The 16,864-nt window shown below is 73.9% G+C and carries 16 protein-coding genes; 9 read left to right on the top strand and 7 right to left on the bottom strand.

Going from position 1 to position 16,864, the window contains the following annotated elements; translation table 11 throughout:
- Window positions 1-12 precede the first annotated feature (12 nt).
- The gene (locus ACFYXK_RS00755; protein WP_389409193.1) at window positions 13-2,889 is read left to right on the top strand and encodes a DEAD/DEAH box helicase; all 2,877 of its coding nucleotides are present in this window, start codon (window positions 13-15) and stop codon (window positions 2,887-2,889) included.
- Window positions 2,890-2,908: 19 nt separating this feature from the next.
- Window positions 2,909-4,114 (top strand): SWIM zinc finger family protein, encoded by a 1,206-nt coding sequence (locus ACFYXK_RS00750; protein WP_389409192.1) that lies wholly within the window; start codon window positions 2,909-2,911, stop codon window positions 4,112-4,114.
- On the opposite strand, the gene ACFYXK_RS00745 is transcribed toward ACFYXK_RS00750, so the two are convergent.
- Window positions 4,095-4,643 carry a hypothetical protein gene (locus ACFYXK_RS00745; protein ID WP_389409191.1) on the bottom strand — a complete coding sequence of 183 codons (549 nt, stop codon included), beginning with the start codon at window positions 4,641-4,643 and terminating at the stop codon, window positions 4,095-4,097. The two genes, ACFYXK_RS00750 and ACFYXK_RS00745, sit on opposite strands and share 20 nt — an antisense overlap.
- A 187-nt stretch (window positions 4,644-4,830) precedes the next feature.
- On the opposite strand from ACFYXK_RS00745, the gene ACFYXK_RS00740 reads away from it, so the two are divergent.
- On the top strand, window positions 4,831-5,469 hold the full coding sequence (locus ACFYXK_RS00740; protein ID WP_389409190.1) for a chaplin: 639 nt from the start codon (window positions 4,831-4,833) through the stop codon (window positions 5,467-5,469).
- 10 nt (window positions 5,470-5,479) lie between these two features.
- Here the strand turns inward: ACFYXK_RS00740 and ACFYXK_RS00735 are convergent, their stop codons facing one another.
- Window positions 5,480-6,187: a DUF2293 domain-containing protein gene (locus tag ACFYXK_RS00735; protein WP_389409189.1), complete on the bottom strand. Its 708-nt coding sequence runs from the start codon at window positions 6,185-6,187 to the stop codon at window positions 5,480-5,482.
- 152 nt (window positions 6,188-6,339) lie between these two features.
- Here ACFYXK_RS00735 and ACFYXK_RS00730 point away from each other — a divergent pair, with 152 nt between their 5' ends.
- From ACFYXK_RS00730 to ACFYXK_RS00720, 3 genes are all read left to right on the top strand, one after another.
- Window positions 6,340-6,711 (top strand): cupin domain-containing protein, encoded by a 372-nt coding sequence (locus ACFYXK_RS00730; protein WP_389409188.1) that lies wholly within the window; start codon window positions 6,340-6,342, stop codon window positions 6,709-6,711.
- Between the two features lie 45 nt (window positions 6,712-6,756).
- On the top strand, window positions 6,757-7,410 hold the full coding sequence (locus ACFYXK_RS00725; protein ID WP_389409187.1) for a uridine kinase: 654 nt from the start codon (window positions 6,757-6,759) through the stop codon (window positions 7,408-7,410).
- A 166-nt stretch (window positions 7,411-7,576) separates the two neighbouring features.
- The gene (locus tag ACFYXK_RS00720) at window positions 7,577-8,230 is read left to right on the top strand and encodes a hypothetical protein (protein WP_389409186.1); all 654 of its coding nucleotides are present in this window, start codon (window positions 7,577-7,579) and stop codon (window positions 8,228-8,230) included.
- A gap of 27 nt (window positions 8,231-8,257) precedes the next feature.
- Here ACFYXK_RS00720 and ACFYXK_RS00715 read toward each other — a convergent pair whose 3' ends face one another.
- The gene (locus tag ACFYXK_RS00715) at window positions 8,258-9,157 is read right to left on the bottom strand and encodes a carbohydrate kinase family protein (RefSeq protein WP_389409185.1); all 900 of its coding nucleotides are present in this window, start codon (window positions 9,155-9,157) and stop codon (window positions 8,258-8,260) included.
- Window positions 9,154-10,080: a pseudouridine-5'-phosphate glycosidase gene (locus ACFYXK_RS00710; protein ID WP_389409184.1), complete on the bottom strand. Its 927-nt coding sequence runs from the start codon at window positions 10,078-10,080 to the stop codon at window positions 9,154-9,156. The genes ACFYXK_RS00715 and ACFYXK_RS00710 overlap by 4 nt, the downstream gene beginning before the upstream one ends.
- A gap of 266 nt (window positions 10,081-10,346) precedes the next feature.
- Between ACFYXK_RS00710 and ACFYXK_RS00705 the strand changes: the two genes are divergently transcribed.
- Window positions 10,347-10,709, top strand: a complete 363-nt coding sequence (locus ACFYXK_RS00705; RefSeq protein ID WP_389409183.1) for a cupin domain-containing protein — start codon at window positions 10,347-10,349, stop codon at window positions 10,707-10,709.
- On the opposite strand, the gene ACFYXK_RS00700 is transcribed toward ACFYXK_RS00705, so the two are convergent.
- The 3 genes from ACFYXK_RS00700 to ACFYXK_RS00690 form a co-directional block, all read right to left on the bottom strand.
- The gene (locus ACFYXK_RS00700; protein ID WP_389409182.1) at window positions 10,699-12,003 is read right to left on the bottom strand and encodes an MFS transporter; all 1,305 of its coding nucleotides are present in this window, start codon (window positions 12,001-12,003) and stop codon (window positions 10,699-10,701) included. The genes ACFYXK_RS00705 and ACFYXK_RS00700 overlap by 11 nt on opposite strands.
- 132 nt (window positions 12,004-12,135) lie before the next feature.
- The gene (locus tag ACFYXK_RS00695) at window positions 12,136-12,699 is read right to left on the bottom strand and encodes a methylated-DNA--[protein]-cysteine S-methyltransferase (RefSeq protein ID WP_383508526.1); all 564 of its coding nucleotides are present in this window, start codon (window positions 12,697-12,699) and stop codon (window positions 12,136-12,138) included.
- 85 nt (window positions 12,700-12,784) lie between these two features.
- The gene (locus tag ACFYXK_RS00690; RefSeq protein WP_389409181.1) at window positions 12,785-13,705 is read right to left on the bottom strand and encodes a glycerophosphodiester phosphodiesterase; all 921 of its coding nucleotides are present in this window, start codon (window positions 13,703-13,705) and stop codon (window positions 12,785-12,787) included.
- 245 nt (window positions 13,706-13,950) lie between these two features.
- Here ACFYXK_RS00690 and uvrB point away from each other — a divergent pair, with 245 nt between their 5' ends.
- Together uvrB and ACFYXK_RS00680 are read left to right on the top strand one after the other, a co-directional pair.
- Window positions 13,951-16,119 (top strand): excinuclease ABC subunit UvrB, encoded by a 2,169-nt coding sequence (uvrB, locus tag ACFYXK_RS00685; RefSeq protein ID WP_389409180.1) that lies wholly within the window; start codon window positions 13,951-13,953, stop codon window positions 16,117-16,119.
- Window positions 16,120-16,204: 85 nt separating this feature from the next.
- Window positions 16,205-16,783 carry a TerD family protein gene (locus ACFYXK_RS00680; protein WP_099893372.1) on the top strand — a complete coding sequence of 193 codons (579 nt, stop codon included), beginning with the start codon at window positions 16,205-16,207 and terminating at the stop codon, window positions 16,781-16,783.
- Window positions 16,784-16,864 lie beyond the last annotated feature (81 nt).

Here is a 16,864-nt window from a genome sequence, read left to right as displayed (position 1 = left end):
GGAGGCAACCCAGTGACACCGCAGCCGCAGCCGCAACGGCAGCACCCGCACCCCCACGCCCCCCTCCTCCGCCACCCCGCCGTCTTCCTCCCCGCACCCGTCCCCCGCGAGGCCCGCATCGCCTTCTGGTCCCCCGACGGGGACCCCCTCCCCGAGCTCCCGGCGGGGACCCCGGCACCGCTCACCGTCGTACGCCCCCACGGCCAGGGCGTCCGTACCCGTACCGTCCCCTCCCTCAGCCTCTCCGTCACCGACGCCCTGCCCCTGCTCGCCCGCGCCCCGCGCAGCGCCGTCACGCACCCCGCCACCCGCGCCTGGGGCACCGCCGCCCTCCACGCCCTCGCGCTCGTCGCCCGCGGCCGGCTGCTGCCCGGGGTCACCCCCGACGGGGTCGACGCCTGGCGGGCCGGCCCGCTCGACGCCGAGGACCTCGGACACCTGCGCGCGGTGGCCGCCGCCCTTCCGTACGAGGGGTACGCCACCCCGCTGCCCGGCCGCCGCCCGCTCCGCCTCCCCGAACCGGAAGCCCTGGTCCGGGCGTTCATCGATGCCGTCGCCGACAGCCTGCCCCGCACCCCGGCGGCGCCGGTGGCCGCCGGCCGGCCGTTCGCCGCGCAGGAGCCGCAGCGGGTGCCCGGGATACAGGAGTGGGCCGCGCAGGTCGCGGCCGGCGCCGATGCCGGGGTGGGCATCTCGCTGCGCCTCGACCTGTCCTCCTTCCGCCTCTTCGACGGGGCGGACGGGGCGGAGGGGGCTGACGGGGCGGACGCGCAGGACATCCGCCGCGCGGGCGCCGCCGTCGTCCAGGTCCACAGCCTCGCCGACCCCACCCTCGTCACCGATGCCGGGCTGCTGTGGGCCGGTGCGACCGCCGCCGGTTTCGGGCCGCGTGCCCGGATCGACGCCGTACTGGCGCTGCGCCGGGCCGCCCGGGTCTGGCCGCCGCTGCTGCGGCTGCTGGACCAGCCGGTGCCCGACGTCCTCGCCCTGTCCGATCCGGAGCTCGAAGACCTGCTGGGCCGGGCCGCGAACCGGCTCGCGGCCGCCGGGGTCCTGGTCCACTGGCCGCGCGAGCTGGCTCGTACGCTGTCCGCGACCGCCGTCGTACGCTCGACCGCGCCCGGCTCCGCCACCGACGGCACCGCGTTCTTCGACGCCGGGCACCTGTTCGCCTTCTCCTGGGAGCTCGCGCTGGGCGGCGACCGGCTCACCCCGGGGGAGATGGACGCGCTGGCGCAGGCCCACCGGCCCGTGGTCCGGCTGCGCGACCAGTGGGTACGGGTCGATCCCGAGCTGGTGCGCAAGGCGCGCAAGCGGGAGCTGGGGCTGCTGGACCCGGTGGATGCGCTGGCCACCGTACTGACCGGGACGGCCGAGGTGGACGGGGAGGCGGTGGCGGCGGTTCCGGTGGGCGCGCTGGCCGCCCTGCGGGAGCGGCTGACCGGCGAGCTGGCCCCGCTGCCGCAGCCCGTCGGGCTGAAGGCCACCCTGCGCGACTACCAGGCCCGCGGGCTGGCCTGGCTGGACCTGATGACCTCGCTCGGTCTCGGCGGCTGCCTCGCCGACGACATGGGCCTGGGCAAGACCGTCACCCTGATCGCACTGCACCTGCACCGGGACCGCCCCGAGCCGACGCTCGTCGTCTGCCCCGCGTCGCTGCTGGGCAACTGGCAGCGGGAGATCGAGAAGTTCGCGCCCGGGGTGGCGGTGCGCCGCTTCCACGGCGGCAGCCGCAGCCTCGACGGGCTGGCCGGGGGATTCGTGCTGACCACGTACGGCACGATGCGCGCGAGCGCGGCCCGGCTGGCCGAGCAGCCCTGGGGCATGGTCGTCGCCGACGAGGCGCAGCACGTGAAGAACCCGCATTCGGCGACGGCGAAGGCGCTGCGCACGATCCCGGCGCCGGCCCGGGTGGCGCTGACCGGCACCCCGGTGGAGAACAACCTCTCCGAGCTGTGGGCGCTGCTCGACTGGACCACGCCCGGGCTGCTGGGCCCGCTGACGGCGTTCCGGGCCCGGCACGCCCGCCCGGTGGAGCACCAGCAGGAGGAGGACGGGGGCAACGAGGCGGCGGTGGCCCGGCTGGCCGCGCTCGTACGGCCGTTCCTGCTGCGGCGCAAGAAGTCCGATCCGGGGATCGCCCCCGAACTGCCGCCGAAGACGGAAACAGACCATCCGGTCTCTCTCACCCGTGAGCAGGCTTCGCTCTACCAGGCTGCGGTGGACGAGGCGATGGCCGTGATCGAGGCGAGCGAGGGCATGGAACGGCGCGGCATGATCATGAAGCTGCTGGCCTCGCTCAAGCAGATCTGCAACCACCCCGCGCAGTACCTGAAGGAGGAGCAGCCCCGGATCCCGCACCGCTCGGGCAAGCTCGCCCTGCTGGACGAGCTGCTGGACACGATCCTCGCGGAGGAAGGCTCGGTGCTGGTCTTCACCCAGTACGTGACGATGGCCCGGATCATCGAGCGGCACCTGGCCGCCCGGGGGATCTCCCACCAGCTCCTGCACGGCGGGACGCCGGTGGCGCGCCGCGAGGAGCTCGTGGACCGCTTCCAGGCCGGTGAAGTCCCGGTCTTCCTGCTCTCCTTGAAGGCGGCGGGCACGGGGCTGAACCTCACGCGGGCCGGCCATGTCATCCACTTCGACCGCTGGTGGAACCCGGCGGTGGAGGAGCAGGCCACCGACCGCGCCTACCGGATCGGCCAGACGCAGCCCGTCCAGGTCCACCGCATCATCGCCGAGGGCACCGTGGAGGACCGGATCGCCGAGATGCTGGAGGCGAAGCGTGCCCTGGCCGATGCCGTGCTCGGCTCGGGGGAGTCGGCGCTGACCGAGCTGACCGACCGAGAGCTGGCCGACCTCGTCTCCCTGCGGAGGCCCGCATGACCACGGTGGGGAGGCCCGCATGATCACCGCGAGGGACGACCGCCGCCGCACCTTCGAGACCGTGCCCGCCGGGGTGGAGGCCGCCAGCTGGTGGGGCCGGGCCTGGGTGTCGGCGCTCGAGGAGGTGTCCCGCGACCCGGCCCGCCTGGCCCGGGGCCGCGCGTACGCCGCCGAGGGCCATGTCGACGCGGTCACGGTCACCCCGGGCCGGATCGTCGCGTACGTACGGGGCAGCCGGGCCCGCCCGTACCGCACGGAACTGGCCCTGAGCCCGTTCCCGGACGCCGAGTGGAGCGAGCTCCTGGAGGCCGTGGCCGCGGATCCCGCGGCCCTCGCGAGCCTGCTGGAGCGGGAGGTTCCGCAGTCCCTGGCGGGCGCGGTGCTGCCCGGCGCGGGAGAGCTCGTCCCGCGCTGCTCCTGCCCGGACACCGCCCGTCCGCCGTGCAAGCACGCCGCGGCCCTCTGCTACCGGGCGGCCCGCCTCCTCGACGAGGACCCGTTCGTCCTGCTGCTCCTGCGCGGCCGGGGCGAGCGGGAGCTCCTCGACGAGCTGACCCGCCGCAATGCCGCCCACGCCGCCCGCGAACAGCCCGACGCCGCACCGGACTTCCCCGGTGTCCCGGCCCGCGCCGCACTGGCCCGCACCGGCCTGCCGCCGCTGCCGGCCCCGATGGCCGCACCCGCCGCCGCGGGCCTCCCGCCCGCCTACCCGGCCGACCCGGCGGCCCCCGACCCGCTGGCCCTGGACCAGCTCGCCACGGACGCCGCCGCCCGCGCCCTCGCGCTGCTCACCACCGCCGAGGACCCGATCGCCGGGCTCACGCTGTGGCAGGACGCCGTCCGCCTGGCCTCCGCCCACCACACGGCCGGCCTCACGGGCGCCGCCCGCACCCTCTACCGGGACCTGGCCCGCGCCACCGGCCGCACCACCACCGACCTGGCCCGGGCCGCCGCGGCCTGGCGCCAGGGCGGCCTGCCCGCACTCGCCGCCCTCGAGGAGCCCTGGGACCCCCCGGCGGGCCCCTTCGACCGTGCCCGCCCGGCCCTCCTGGCCGCCTCCCGGGGCGCCTTCCGCCCCGACCGCAACCGCCTCACCGCGCACACCCGCCAGCTCCGCCTGGGCCGCGACGGCCTCTGGTACGCCTACGAGTCCCGCCCGGACACCGAGGACTGGTGGCCCACCGGCACCCCTTCCCCGGACCCCCTCACCGCCCTCCGCCACTGACCTGGGCCGCCCAGCGCGTCAACGTGGTGAAGTCGCGGGGGCGCAGGCCGTGGCGGGGGTGGATGTGCAGGAGGAGGGCCGGGGAGGGGTGGTGGGCGGCGATCCAGGCCCGGTCCCGGGGGGTGATCATGTCGTCGACCCAGGCGAAGGGGCGGCCCGCGGCCCAGTCGAGCAGCGGGCGGGTCTTCCAGAAGAGACCGTCGGGGTCTTCGGCGAAGAGTTCCGGCCACTCGATGACAGGAAGATCACCGGGTAGTCCGATGTGCGGGGCGATCATCGTGTTGGCCTCGTGCATCCAGGCGGTGGCCCAGGTGAGTTCGTAGGGCAGGGCCAGCAGGCGGCTGCCGTGCGACGGGTGCAGGCGGACCCGCAGCCCGCGCCGGGCGCTGCGCGATTCCGGGTCCCGGTGGGACATCCAGCCGGTCGGACGCATCCGGTGACTGGTGTATCCGCGCAGTCCGGCGAGGCGGGAGCGGAACGGGTTGAGGGGGCCGTCCACGTCGAGGAGCAGGAGCGGGCGATCGGTCATGAAGTAGGCATTACCCAGTACACGATGGGGTGAAATGCCTACCGGCTCTATAACCCGAATGGGTTTACGGCGTTGTTTCCGGTGCGGGTGCAGCGCCCGTGTACTCCTCCGGAAGGCAGGGAAACTGATGCGTCACAGTCGTCGGAGTGGCTTGATCGCGGCGGTGGTTGCGGGAGGTGGACTGGCGGTGGCGGGTGTCGGCGGGTTCGCCCACGCCGATGCCGATGCGGGCGGGAAGGCCGAGCGGTCGCCGGGGCTGCTGTCCGGGAACCTGGTGCAGCTGCCGGTGCACACCCCGGTGAACGTGTGCGGCAACACCGTGAGCGTGGTCGGCGTGCTCAACTCGGCCGCGGGCAACCGCTGTGCGAACGAGGCCGGGGGCGGTGGCGACGGGCATCCAGGGTCCGTGTCCTCGCATCCCTCGAAACCCGGGAACGGGACCGGGAGCGGGAGCGTGACCGGCGCGGGTGGGGGAGCCCGTGCCGAAGGACGCGGAAAGGATTCGCCGGGGCTGCTGTCCGGCAACGGGATCCAGCTTCCGGTCGATGTCCCGCTCAACATCAGCGGGAACGCGGTCAGCGTCGTCGGGGTCGGCAACAGCTCCACCGGCAACACCTCCGTCAACGGCGAGGAGCCCAGCGGCGGGAAGCCGCCGCAGCAGCCGCCCGTGGTCGAGCGGCCCGTCACCCCGCCCGCGCCACCGCAGCACGGCCCGGCGCCGTCGCTCGCCCACACCGGGGCGGACGGCGCCGGCTACCTGCTGCCCGGCGGCGGGGCGCTGCTGCTGGGCGGGGTCCTGCTCTACCGCCGCTTCCGCCTCCAGTAGGCCGCAGGACTCACGGCACGCGGCCCGAAGCACGAGGTGGGGGCGGCGGCGGAGACGGCGATGGCGGCGCGGGTGTGCGCCAGCCGTCCAGGATCGCGTCGATCCGCGCCGCCAGCCGGGCCCGGGCCGCGAACCGCGGGACGCCCGCCATCAGCAGGGCGTCGTACTCGGTGTCGGTGTGCCGCACCGCCGCCCGGACCGCCACCGACACCGCCTGTTCGTCCAGGGCCCGGCCGGCCGCCGTCCGGCCCACCCGGCCGCTCCCGCGCAGCGAGGCGTGGGCGGCGATCGCCGTCGCCCGCTCGGCGGGACAGCCCGGGAACAGCCGCCGGATCTCCGCGGCGAAAGCAGCCGTGAACCGGGTGTCCTCGACCGCGCGGCGCAGCCGGTCGCGCTCCCGGCGGCGGGCCCGCGCCTCGGCGTCCGCGAGGCAGGCGCGCTCCGCGCGGGCCAGGGCGGGGTCCTCGACCAGGAGCCCTTGGCGCTCGTAGCGGCGGCGCCGCTTGTTGAAGCGGACGACGACGGCGGAGAGCGAACTGGCCTCTCGGGCCCGCCGGGTGAGCGCGGCGTCCCCGCGCGGCAGGTAGACGAGGTGTCCGAGGTCGGCGCAGTCCAGGCAGCGGGGCACACCGGCCTCGCGGACGATGTGCCGCAGCGGCCCCCGGCGGCACTCCGCACAGTTGATCTGCTTCAGCGACTCGAACACCACGAGGCTCATGACGATGTGATACCGCTGTCCGGTCTGCTTATCACCTTGCCGAAAATGGCGGTTGGGGTTTCGACAACTCTCCCGGATGTCCGGATGTCCCTCTACCGTGGGGCGTTGGGGCTGCGGTAGGGCCGTGATGCCCATGGGGGAGGGGCGCATACATGGGTGGCCGGCAGGCAACGGCGCGGCGTGCGCGGGACACGGCCGGTACGCAGGGCCTCGCGGGCCGGGAGGTCGTCATAGAGCCCGGCGGCTGCACCGGCTGGCACTTCCACCGGGTTCCGCTGATCGCACTCGTCAAGTCCGGGACGCTGACCCGGATCCTGCACGACAACTCGGTGGTCGTACACAGGCCGGGGGCCAGCTTCGTCGAGCCGCCCGGCGTCGAGCACCTCCACCTCGGCCGCAACCTCGGCACCGTACCCGTCGTGCTGTACGTGACCTCCACGCTGGCCGAGGGCGAGGCGTTCTCCATACCCGCCGCCGCCCCGCGCGGCGCAGTACCGTGCTCCTGCTCGGGGGACTTCGGGTGAACCTCCCTCGTGAAGGCGCCGCGGTCCACCACTGACAATGGGTCCGTGCAGCTGGAAGCGATCACATGGCAGCGGATGGCCGAGCGGCTCGCCGGCCGCCTCGACGAACACGAGGCGCCCCCCGGGCAGGCGGCTTGGCAACGGGTGGGCATCGACGGCGCACCCGCCGCCGGCACCGGCGTGCTCGCCGGCCACCTCGCCGACGAGCTGCGGCTGCGCAGCCGCCCGGCCCTGGTGGTCCCGGCCGGGGGGTTCCTGCGGCCGGCCTCGCTCCGCTTCGAGTTCGGCCGCGAGGACGTGGACTCCTACCTCGGCGGCTGGTACGACACCGCCGCCCTGTGGCGTGAGGTGTTCGGCCCGACCGACCCCGGCGGCACCGGCCGGGTGCTGCCCGACCTCTGGGACCCGGTGACCGACCGGGCGACCCGCAGTCCGTACTGCGAACTCCCGCCGGGCGGCGTCGTGATCGTGCACGGCCCCCTGCTGCTGGGCCACTGGTTCCCCTTCGACCTCAGCGTGCACATCCGGCTCTCGCCCGGGGCGCTGGCCCGCCGCACCGAGGAGTCCGAGCTCTGGACCCTGCCCGCCTTCGCCCGCTACGAGGCGCAGACCGACCCCGCGGCGCAGGCCGACGCCGTGGTCCGGGCCGACGACCCCCGCCACCCCGCCTGGACCGGTCTCACGGGCCCCGCCGGCTGACTTCCGCGCGCCCGTCCCGTCACGGACGTCCGCGATCCGCAACAGCGGCATCGCGGCTCTGCGACGAACGGGTTCCGGCCATCGCCGAGGCCGGAACCGCGGCGCTACGTTGACGCCACGCTTCGACGGCGCCCGCCCGGTGGCGCCTTGGCAGAGGGAGACGGCTGTGGACGGACGCGGTACGGCGGTTCAGGGTCCGAGACGGCTGCGGTGGAACGCCGCCTGCGCCGCGCTGGTGCTGTGCGGAGCCCTGGCCCTCACCGCCTGCAACGGCGACGACGGCAGTGACGCGGGAGCGGGAGCCGGCGCTGCGACCCCGGGCGCGAGCCCGGTGAGTCCGTCGGCCGCACCTGCCACCTCGGCCGGCCCGGCGGGCGGAGCGACTCCGTCCGCCTCCGCGGCGTCCTCGAAGAAGCCGGCCCCGACCGCCTCCGCTCCGGCCAAGCCGAAGCCGCCCGCCCCCGGACCCGCCTGCGCCTCCAAGGACGCGGTCTCGCCGGACGAGATCGCCGTGTACCGCTACACCCCCGAGGGCGGCCAGTACAGCCTGATCGTCAAGCGCGGCCACTGGGGCTGCCCCGTCGCGGGCGGTGTCACCCCCTTCGTGACCGTCGGCGAGGAGACCTACATCCCGATCGCCGAGGACGCCAAGATCGGCGCCCACGCCCCGATCCTCTCCGGCTCCGCGAACAAGCCGATCACCACGCACGAGCTGACCTCGTGGCTGGAGACCCACCCGAACAAGGGCCTGGTGTTCCACTACAACGTGAACAAGGCGGGCATGATCGACACCCTCGGCCAGGAGGAGTACCTCTCGTAGCTCCCCGTACGCGGCGCCCGGCACCCCCTACGGGCGCCCGCCCAGCCGGGTCACCGCCTGCGCGGCCGCACGGCACCCGGCCCGGGCCGCGTCCGCCGGCCCCGCGCCCGCGAGCCGTGCCGCCAGGAACCCGCCGGTGAACGCGTCCCCCGCCCCCGTCGAGTCCACCGCCTCGGCCGACTCCGCCGACACCTCGGCGGTCACCCGGCCCCCCTCCGCCACCAGTGCCCCGGCCGCACCCCGGGTGACCACCACCAGAGGCACCCGGCGGCTCAGCTCCGCCGCCGCCCGGGCAGCCCCGGCCCGCTCCGGCACCCCGGCCAGCAGCCGCGCCTCGTCCTCGTTGGGCAGCAGTACGCCGACCCCCGCCACGGCATCGAGGAAGCGCTGCGGACCCAGCGCGACCAGGAACCCCGCCGAGGCCGGGTCCACGCTCACCGGCACCCCGCGGGACCGGGCCGCCCGCAGCGCGACGAGGGCCAGTTCGCGGCTGCTGTCGGCGAAGAAGAGGTAGCCGGACAGGTGCAGATGGGCCGCCCCGTCCAGCAGGGCCGGCTCCCAGTCCCCGGGGGACAGCCGCAGCGCGGCGCCGCTGTCGGTGAGGAAGGTCCGCTCCGCGTCCTTGCCGACCAGCGCCACCACCGTCCCGGTCGGCTCGGCCGGATCGATCACCAGCCACGGCCGCACCCCGCAGTCCCGCAGCGACTGCTCGTGCCACCGGGCGGATTCGGTGCCGACCCGCGCGAGCAGGCGTACCTCCGCCACCCCCGCGCGGGCCGCCCAGCAGGCCGCATTGGCCCCGGCGCCGCCCGGCAGGGTCCGGATCCGCGCGGCCGTGTCCGTGGCCGGAGTCAGCGGCTCCGGATGCACGGCCACCACGTCCGTCACCACGTCCCCGACGACCAGCAGCGCCCCGGGCGCGGTCACGCGCGCGCCGCCCAGGCCCCCGCGATCCCGGCCCCGAGCGCCACGTTGCCCCGTACCGCCGCCAGGTTGGCCTCCAGCGAGGCCCCGCCCGTCGCCCGTACCAGGAACCCCAGCAGGAACGGGGTCACCGCCTGCCCCGTGATCCCCCGCTCGTGGCACTCCTCGAGGGCCTCGGCCAGCACCCGGTCGTGCAGATCCGGATCCAACTGGTCCGCCTCCGCCACCGGATTGGCCACCAGCAGCGCCGAATCCGGTCCGCCGAGGGCGTCCTGAGCGGCCATCACCGCCGCCACCTCCTCCGGCCGGTGGACGGTCCAGTCCACCGGCTCGCCGGAACTGGCCAGGTAGAACCCGGGGAAACGTTCCGTCCCGTAGCCCAGTACCCCCACCCCGAGCGTCTCCAGCCGCTGCAGCGTGGCCGGCACGTCCAGGATCGACTTCACCCCTGCGCACACCACCGTGATCCGCGTCCGTGCCAGCAACCGAAGATCCGCCGACTCGTCCTGGGTCTGCGCGTACTCCCGGTGTACGCCGCCCAGCCCGCCCGTGGCGAAGACCCGCAGCCCGGCCCGCGCGGCCAGGAACGCCGTCGCGGACACCGTCGTCGCGCCGGTCGCGCCGGCCGCGAGCGCGGGAGCCAGATCCCGGTGGCCGAGCTTGCGCACGCCCTCGCCGCCGGCGATCCGCTCCAGCTGCGCCTTGTCGAGGCCCGCGTACGCCACGCCGTCGACGACCGCGATCGTGGCCGGGACCGCCCCCTCGGCGCGCACCAGCGCCTCCAGTTCGGCTCCCACGGCGAGATTGCGGGGGCGGGGCAGGCCGTGCGCGATGATCGTCGACTCCAGGGCCACGACGGGACGGCCCCGGTCGAGCGCCTCGCGGACCTCTTCGGACAGGACGGGGACCTCGGGTGATGTGTGCATGTCCCATCCATGGCACGGGATGTGCGCCCCCAAACGCGCTCCCGGCCGGCCTTGCGAACCTGTCCGAGTAGCGCTCCCCCGTGAACCCCCGGGACACCCGCGCCCGTACGCGGACCGGAACGCGGGCCGTGGCCCCGGACGGCCTGCTGCTGCGCCCGCCCGCCCGCGCGACGTGGACGGCTGGACAGGTTGACCTGTCCGGCGGGCGGAACCTGGACGTTCTGGTCACCGCGGCGCGCCGGACGGCCGGATTAGGGTGACCCGTCATGAGCACCAGTGAGCACGGCCCCGCCTCGTTCGCCGTATCCGTACCGGATGCCGAGCTGGAGGCCGAGGACCTCGATCCCGGCCAGATCCTCTCCGGCGAGCCCGTCGTGACGGGCAAGGTGCTGTGGGAGTCACCCGACGGCAAGCAGCTGCGCGGCATCTGGCAGATCACCCCGGGCGTGGTGACCGACACCGAGGCGAACGAGCTGTTCGTCGTGGTCAGCGGCCGGGCCACCATCGAGGTCGAGGGCGGCGCGACCCTGGAGGTGGGCCCCGGCTCCGCCTGTGTGCTCCGGGAGGGCGACAAGACCACCTGGACCGTCCACGAGACGCTGCGCAAGGCCTACCACATCAGCTACTAGCCGCAGGGGCGCCGGCAGCGGCAGCGGGGTGGCGGCGCCCGGTGAACAGGGCGAGCGCCGCCATCGGCAGCAGCAGGCCCGCGCCGATCACGTTCAGCCAGCCGTAGCCCGCGTGGGACATGACCAGGCCGGCGGCCGCGCCGCCCACGCCCGCGCAGGTGTTCATCGTGAGGTCGCTCAGACCCTGCACGGCGGCCCGCGCGGCCTGCGGCACCGAGTCGGTGAGCAGCGCCGAGCCGGACACCATGCCGGCGGACCAGCCGAGGCCGAGCAGGAACAGGCCGACGGCGCTCTGCGCGTGGTCGGGCCCGGCGGTGCCGGCGAGCAGGGCCGCCAGCGACAGCAGCCCGGCCGCCAGGCCGATCACCGACAGCCGGCCGACCCGGTCCGCGAGCCAGCCCATGACGGGCGAGAAGGCGAACATGCCGGCGATGTGACCGCTGATCACCAGGCCGACGAGCTCCAGCCCGGCACCGTGGTGGCCCAGGTCGACCGGGGTCATCACCATGATCGAGACCATGGTGGTGTGGGACACCGCCACGGTGACCAGGGCCAGCCGCGCCCGCGGGGAGGCCTTGACGGCCGCGAGCCCGGCGCGCAGCGAGCGGCCCTCGCGGGTCTGCTCCTCGGGCGCGGCCAGCGCCCGGGCCGTCAGCAGCGGGTCCGGCCGAAGGAACAGGCCGATCATCGTGCCGGTGAGGACGAAGACGGCGCCGGCCCAGACGAAGGGGCCCGCCGTCTCGGGTATGGAGGTCCCGGCGAAGCTGCGGCTGGCCGGGGCGGAGAGGTTGGGGCCGAGCACCGCGCCGAGGGTCGACGCCCAGACGACGACGGCGACCGCCCGGGCCCGGCGGTCCGGGGCGGCGAGGTCGGCGGCCGCGAACCGGGCCTGGAGGTTGGCGGAGGAGGCCGCTCCGAAGGCGGCCATGCCGAGCATGAGCAGCGGGAAGCTCTTGATCGCGGTGGCGAGGACCACCAGGGCCGCACCGGCGGCGCCGATCCCGTACCCGAGGACCAGCCCCGGGCGGCGGCCGCGGGCGGTCATCAGGGCGGCGAGCGGCAGGGAGACGGCCGCGGTGCCGATCACCGCGGCGGTGGAGGCGAAGCCGGACAGCGACTCGGTGCCGCTGACCTGCGTCGCGAGGACCGGGGCCAGGGCGATGCTGATGGGCACGCCGAGGCCGCCCAGCATCTGGCTCGCGATCAGCACCCCGGAGGTGCGCCGCTGCAGCCTGGGCAGGTCCGCCGGGCCGGTCGGCGGAGCGGGCCGGTCGGTGCCCGGGGCGGCGGTCATGCCGCACACCGCGGTCGCGGCGGCGCAGGGCGGAGTACGGGCGCGGGCGCAGTGCGGCCCGAGGCGGCAGGAGTAGTCACCGCGGCAGTCTCCCACCCCTTACCGCCGGACGGAACGGGGGATGCGCCCCCGTCAGAACAGCGGCTGCGGCAGGACGCCCTCCAGCGCCAGCAGGGACCGCTTGGTCTCCACCCCGCCGCCGAAACCGCCGATGCCCCCGTCGTTCTCCACGACCCGGTGGCAGGCCACCACCAGCGGCAGCGGGTTCGACCCCATGGCGTTGCCCACGGCCTGGGCCGCGCCCGGCTGTCCGACGCGGGCCGCGAGCTCCCCGTACCCCACGACCGCCCCGTACGGCACCGAGCGGTCCAGCTCCTGGAGCACCTGCCGGTTGAAGCCGGAGCTGAGCCGCCAGTCCAGCGGCAGGTCGAAGCGCTTGAGCGAGCCCGCGAAGTAGGCGGTCAGCTGGCGTATCGGCTCGGCCAGCAGCACCTCCTCGCCCGGTGCGGGGCGCCGGGCGTCGGCGCCGAGCCGGGAGACGAGGGAGCCGATCATCTTCTCGACCCGGTCCGGTCCGGCATGGAACTCGACCCGGACCAGACCCTCCGGGGTCGCGGCCAGGAGCAGGGGGCCGATGTCGCTGGGGACGACGGTCCATTCGAGGTGCGGCCCGCGGGGCCGCTCGGTGCTGTCCACCCCTCCACCGTACGGGGAGGGTCCGACAGTCCGGGGACAGCCCGGGAACAGCCCGGGAACAGCCCGGGGACGCCCGCCGGTGCCCCTAGTGGTCGAAGGCCCCGAGCACCGCCTCCTGCACGACGTCCGGGGCGTTGGTGATGATCCCGTCCACGCCCATCCCCTGCACCTTCCGGGCCGTCGCCGCGTCGTCCACGATCCAGGTGTCCACCTCCATCGTCTTGCCGTGGGCGCCGAGCAGGCCGTGCACCGCCGCCACCCAGTCGGCCGAGATGGTGGTGTGCCACGGGTTGATCCGGTCCGTGAACTCGGCGTACTTCGGCAGGTCGGCGACGGTCGGGGTGCCCAGGAAGGCCGTCACGAGGTCCGGGCGCAGGCCGTGCACGATGCGTACGCAGTCAGCGCTGAAGCTCTGCACGACCAGGCGGCCCTGCACGTGGCCCGCGTCGAGCCAGCCCGCCTCGTCCAGCACCTGCAGCGTCTCCTTCTCGATCCCGGGGTACAGCTCGGGCTTCTTGATCTCCAGCAGCAGCCGCTGCCGGTTGCTCTGCACCCGGTCGAGGTACTCCCGCAGGGTCGGCACCCGGGCGCCCGCGAACTCCGCGCCGAACCAGCTGCCCGCGTCGAGCGTGGCGATCTCCGCCGCCGTGAAGTCCTTGACCCGCCAGGGCGCCCGGTCCGGGAACGCCTGCTCGACGTCGGTGGTGCGGGCCAGGGTGTCGTCGTGGACCACGACCAGCTCCCCGTCCTTGGTGCGCTGGACGTCGTTCTCGACCCAGTCGAAGCCCAGCCGCATCGCGAGGTCGATCGCGTCGAGGGTGTTCTCCGGCGCGTACGCCGAAGCCCCCCGGTGGGCGTACACGACGGGGCCGAGCAGCCCCGCCGCACCGGCGGGGGAGGTGGGGGAGGAGGGGCCGGTGGCGGCGGACGCGCTCGTCCCGCCCAGCACGGTCAGGGTGAAGCCCAGGAATGCGGCGGCGGCCGCGGCGGCGGGTCGGACGTACATGTGCGTTCTCCTCGGTTCTGAGCCCTGTTCCTGCGTCAGACGCGTGCGGAATGGCAGACGTTGCGGCGATGCACCACACGGGGGACCTCTACGGCGATCATGCGGTTGATGATCACGGGGCCGCCACCGAACTACGACAAACGGACCAGAAAGGAGGACTTCCGTCCCGGCCGCCGGACCCGGTGCGCCGCCGCGGACCCGCGCGCGGCTGCGTGAGTGTCAGTGGGGGGTCGTACGGTGGACTCATGCGGCCCGTATCGAAGATCGAACGCACGGTGGCGCCTTTCGAGGTCGTCAGCCCCTACCAGCCCAGCGGCGACCAGCCGGCGGCCATCGCCGAGCTGGAAAAGCGCATCCGTGCAGGTGAGAAGGATGTCGTCCTGCTGGGTGCGACCGGCACCGGCAAGTCGGCGACCACCGCCTGGATGATCGAGAAGCTCCAGCGTCCGACCCTCGTGATGGCGCCGAACAAGACCCTCGCCGCCCAGCTGGCGAACGAGTTCCGCGAGCTCCTGCCGAACAACGCCGTCGAGTACTTCGTCTCGTACTACGACTACTACCAGCCCGAGGCCTACGTACCGCAGTCGGACACCTACATCGAGAAGGACTCCTCGATCAACGAGGAGGTGGAGCGGCTGCGCCACTCCGCGACCAACTCGCTGCTCACCCGGCGCGACGTGATCGTCGTGGCGTCCGTGTCCTGCATCTACGGCCTCGGCACCCCGCAGGAGTACGTCGACCGGATGGTCCCCCTCAAGGTCGGCGAGGAGATGGACCGGGACCAGCTGCTGCGCCGCTTCGTCGACATCCAGTACACGCGCAACGACGTGGCCTTCACCCGCGGCACCTTCCGCGTGCGCGGCGACACCATCGAGATCTTCCCGGTCTACGAGGAACTGGCCGTCCGCATCGAGATGTTCGGCGACGAGATCGAGGCCCTCTCCACCCTGCACCCGCTGACCGGCGAGGTCATCAGCGAGGACCGCGAGCTGTACGTCTTCCCCGCCAGCCACTACGTCGCCGGACCCGAGCGCATGGAGAAGGCGATCGCCGGCATCGAGACGGAGCTGGCCGAGCGCCTCGCCGAGCTGGAGAAGCAGGGCAAGATGCTGGAGGCGCAGCGACTGCGCATGCGCACCACCTACGACCTGGAGATGATGCGCCAGATCGGGTCCTGCTCCGGCATCGAGAACTACTCGCTGCACATGGACGACCGCGAGCGCGGCTCCGCGCCCAACACCCTCATCGACTACTTCCCCGAGGACTTCCTCCTCGTCATCGACGAGTCGCACGTCACCGTGCCGCAGATCGGTGCGATGTACGAGGGCGACGCCTCGCGCAAGCGGACCCTGGTCGACCACGGCTTCCGGCTGCCCTCCGCCCTCGACAACCGGCCGCTGAAGTGGGAGGAGTTCCAGGAGCGGATCGGCCAGACGGTCTACCTGTCGGCGACCCCGGGCAAGTACGAGCTCTCCCGCGGCGACGGCTTCGTCGAGCAGATCATCCGCCCGACCGGCCTCGTCGACCCCGAGGTCGTGGTCAAGCCCACCGAGGGGCAGATCGACGACCTCGTCCACGAGATCCGCCAGCGGGTGGAGAAGGACGAGCGCGTCCTGGTCACCACCCTCACCAAGAAGATGGCCGAGGACCTCACGGACTACTTCCTGGAGCTCGGCATCCAGGTCCGCTACCTGCACAGCGACGTCGACACCCTGCGCCGCATCGAGCTGCTGCGCGAGCTGCGGGCCGGCGAGTACGACGTCCTGGTCGGCATCAACCTGCTGCGCGAGGGCCTCGACCTGCCCGAGGTCTCGCTGGTGGCGATCCTCGACGCCGACAAGCAGGGCTTCCTGCGCTCGGGGACCTCCCTGATCCAGACCATCGGCCGCGCGGCGCGCAACGTGTCGGGCCAGGTCCACATGTACGCGGACAGCATCACCCCGGCGATGGCGCAGGCGATCGACGAGACCAACCGCCGCCGGGAGAAGCAGGTCGCCTACAACACGGCGAACGGCATCGACCCGCAGCCGCTGCGCAAGAAGATCAACGACATCGTCGCCACCATCGCCCGGGAGGAGCTGGACACCGAACAGCTGCTCGGCACCGGGTACCGCCAGGGGAAGGAGGGCAAGGGCGCCAAGGCCCCCGTGCCTTCGCTCGGCGTGGTCAAGGCGGGCCAGGTCACCGTGGGCGGCAAGCAGGTCAAGGGCGCCAAGGCGGCCAGGGCGGCCAAGGAGGCCGCGGTGCTGACGGACCGTCCGGCCGAGGAACTGGCCGCGCTCATCGAGCAGATGACGGAGCGGATGCGCGGCGCGGCGGCCGAGCTCCAGTTCGAGGTCGCTGCCCGGATCCGCGACGAGGTGGGAGAGCTGAAGAAGGAGCTGCGGCAGATGAAGGAAGCGGGCCTCGCCTGACCCGGGGCCGGTCAGTAGGGTTGGCGGCAGCCGCAGGTACATGTGCGCACCCACATCGGGGGCGGGCTAGGAGAGGGGACAGCGCGTGACGGTCAACATGACCAAGGGTCAGGCCATCAGTCTGCAGAAGCAGGACGGGGGCACGCTGACCGCGGTCCGGATGGGCCTCGGCTGGCAGGCAGCCAAGCGCCGCGGGCTGTTCGGCTCGCGGACCCGGGAGATCGACCTGGACGCGTCGGCGGTGCTCTTCGCCGACAAGCAGCCGGTGGACGTGGTGTTCTTCCGGCACCTGCAGAGCGACGACGGCTCGGTCCGGCACACCGGTGACAACCTCGTCGGCGGCGCCGGCCAGGGCGGGGACGACGAGTCGATCCTCGTCGACCTCCAGCGCGTGCCGGTGCACATCGACCAGATCGTCTTCACGGTGAACTCGTTCACCGGCCAGACGTTCCAGGAGGTGCAGAACGCGTTCTGCCGCATCGTCGACGAGACCAACGGCCAGGAGCTGGCCCGCTACACCCTGGACGGCGGCGGGCAGTACACCGCGCAGATCATGGCGAAGGTCTCGCGCGTCGGCAGCGGCTGGCAGATGACGGCCCTCGGCAACCCCGCCAACGGCCGCACCTTCCAGGACCTGATGCCGGCGATCCTGCCGCACCTGTAAGCAGGACGGCACCACCGCAGTTCGGCACCACCAGTACGGCAGAGCACCGGAACAGAAGAGCAAGGGCACGGGGGAGGGCTG

Source organism: Streptomyces sp. NPDC002209 (assembly GCF_042890265.1).
GTDB lineage: Bacteria > Actinomycetota > Actinomycetes > Streptomycetales > Streptomycetaceae > Streptomyces.
This window is presented reverse-complemented; position numbering and strand designations above follow the sequence as displayed.